At 60.3% G+C, this 2,212-nt stretch carries 2 protein-coding genes; both read left to right on the top strand.

The window, feature by feature from the left end:
* A partial coding sequence (locus RR842_RS14155) for a hypothetical protein (RefSeq protein ID WP_332730223.1) occupies positions 1 to 232 on the top strand: 232 nt, incomplete at its 5' end.
* Positions 229 to 2,212, top strand: a 1,984-nt coding sequence (locus tag RR842_RS14150) for a type IV secretory system conjugative DNA transfer family protein (RefSeq protein ID WP_332730222.1), incomplete at its 3' end; no start/stop codon positions are given. The genes RR842_RS14155 and RR842_RS14150, both read left to right, overlap by 4 nt.

Genomic DNA, 2,212 nt, shown 5'->3' with positions numbered 1-2,212 from the left:
GAGCCGCGAGGCGTATTTCGACCGAGCGGAGCTTACTGCCGCCGTGCTGGCGAAGCGCTACGGCATAGGCGCGCCCTTCGGGGACGCTCCCGTCCCAGCGCCAAAGGACGCAGAGCCCAAGGACATCCGAAGCGCTCTGTCCGACGTGCAGACGGCGGCCAAGGCGATCAGCCGACAAGCCGCCCTCGAACTCGACCGCCCGAAGGAGCGCGAACAGGCTCACGTCCGATGAGGCGGGATGCTTCCGCCGAAGTCGTGCTCGCACTGCTCGGCATCCCCGTCGTCGTCTGGCTCGCTTTTCTGTTCGCACCAGCGCTCGCGTTAGAGCGAACACAGCTACTGGCAGGCCTTACGTCTGCACTGGAAAACCCTCTCTCCATCCAAATCATGGAGAGCAGCCTGCGAACGGTCCTTATCGCACTCGGTGCCTATGCACTCGACATCGCCGTCTACTGCTCGACGCGGCGCAACTGGCGACGGCGCGAGGAGCACGGATCCGCAAAATGGGGCAACGCGAAAGCCATAGCCCGCAAGTACAAGGACGCACCCTTCACCGACAACAAGATATTCACCGAGCACGTCCGGCTGGGCTTCGACGTACACCGCCACCGGAGAAACCTGAACGCACTTATCGTCGGCGGCTCCGGCTCCATGAAGACGCGGGGATACGCCATCCCCAACGCTATGAACGCCAACACGAGCATGGTCATCCTCGACCCCAAAGGCGAAATCCTGCGCTGCGTGGGGCACCTTTTGGAGGCAATGGGATACGAGGTGCGCGTACTCGATCTGGTGAACCCCCACCTGTCCCACGGCTACAACCCTTTCCGCTACTTGGAAAACGACAGCGACGTGCAGCGGCTCACCACCAACCTGTTCAAGGCCACCACCCCCAAAGGAGCCGTGAGCCAAGATCCGTTCTGGGACACCGCCGCATCCATGCTGCATCTAGCACTCGCGTTCTACCTCCTGCACGAAGCCCCCGCCGACGAACAGAACTACCCCATGCTCATGGAGATGCTGCGGGCGGGCGAGGTGCGCGAGGACGACGACGATTACACGTCCATCCTCGACGACCTGTTCGACCGCCTCGCGATGGAGAAACCCGACCACATCGCTCTCAAGTATTACCGCGCCTACCGCTCAGGTTCGGCCAAGACCTTGAAGTCGATACAGGTCACACTCGCCTCCCGACTGGAGAAGTTCAACCTCGATTCCATCGCAGGCCTTGTTTCCACCGACGAGCTCGACCTGCCCTCGCTCGGCGAGCGCAAGGTGGCGCTGTTCGCTGTCATCCCCGACAACGACACGTCGTTCAACTTCCTGGTGTCCATCCTCTACACGCAGCTTTTCCAGCAGCTGTTCTCGCTTGCCGACAACAAGCACAAAGGGAGTCTGCCCGAGCACGTCCACTTCATCATGGACGAGTTCGCCAACGTGAGCCTGCCTGACGACTTCGACAAGATACTGTCGGTCATGCGCAGCCGCAACATCTCGGTTTCCATCATCTTACAGAATTTGGCGCAACTCAAAGCCCTGTTCGAAAAACAGTGGGAGTCAATCGTGGGCAACTGCGACGAGTTTCTGTACCTCGGCGGCAACGAGCAATCCACCCATAAGTACGTAAGCGAGCTCTTGGGAAAAGAAACCATCGACACGAACACCTACGGGCAGTCCAAAGGCAGAAACGGCAGTTACACGACGAACTGGCAAGTGTCAGGCCGCGAGTTGCTGACGCCCGACGAGGTGCGGATGCTGGACAACTCCCAAGCCCTTCTGTTCGTGCGCGGCGAGCGCCCGATGATGGATGCCAAATACAACTTGGCGAAGCACCCGAACGTGAGCCTCACCACCGAAGGTGGCAAGTTGCCCTACGAACACGGCAGCGACACGCGCTCGGTGGCAAACCTCGAAAACGTGTCCGGCGTCGATGCCCGGTTCGCCAGCCCGGGCGATGCAACCATGCCCACCAGCAACGCACGCTGCACCATCCTCTCCAACGACGAGGTGGAAGCGCTGCTGCAAATCTACGGAGCCTCGCATGAAGATACTTTCAAACATCAAGTCCAATCCTCGCAAAGCCCTAGCATACGCTGGGGCTTTTCTCTTCTCGCTCGTAGTCGTCACGCTCTGCACTCCCGGACTCGCCTTCGCAGATGGCGACCCACTGGCTGCGGTGAACAACCTCTCTACGTTCATCTTCGGACTCATC

Source organism: Gordonibacter sp. (genome assembly GCF_036667095.1).
In the GTDB taxonomy this organism is placed as follows: Bacteria; Actinomycetota; Coriobacteriia; order Coriobacteriales; family Eggerthellaceae; genus Gordonibacter.
This window is presented reverse-complemented; position numbering and strand designations above follow the sequence as displayed.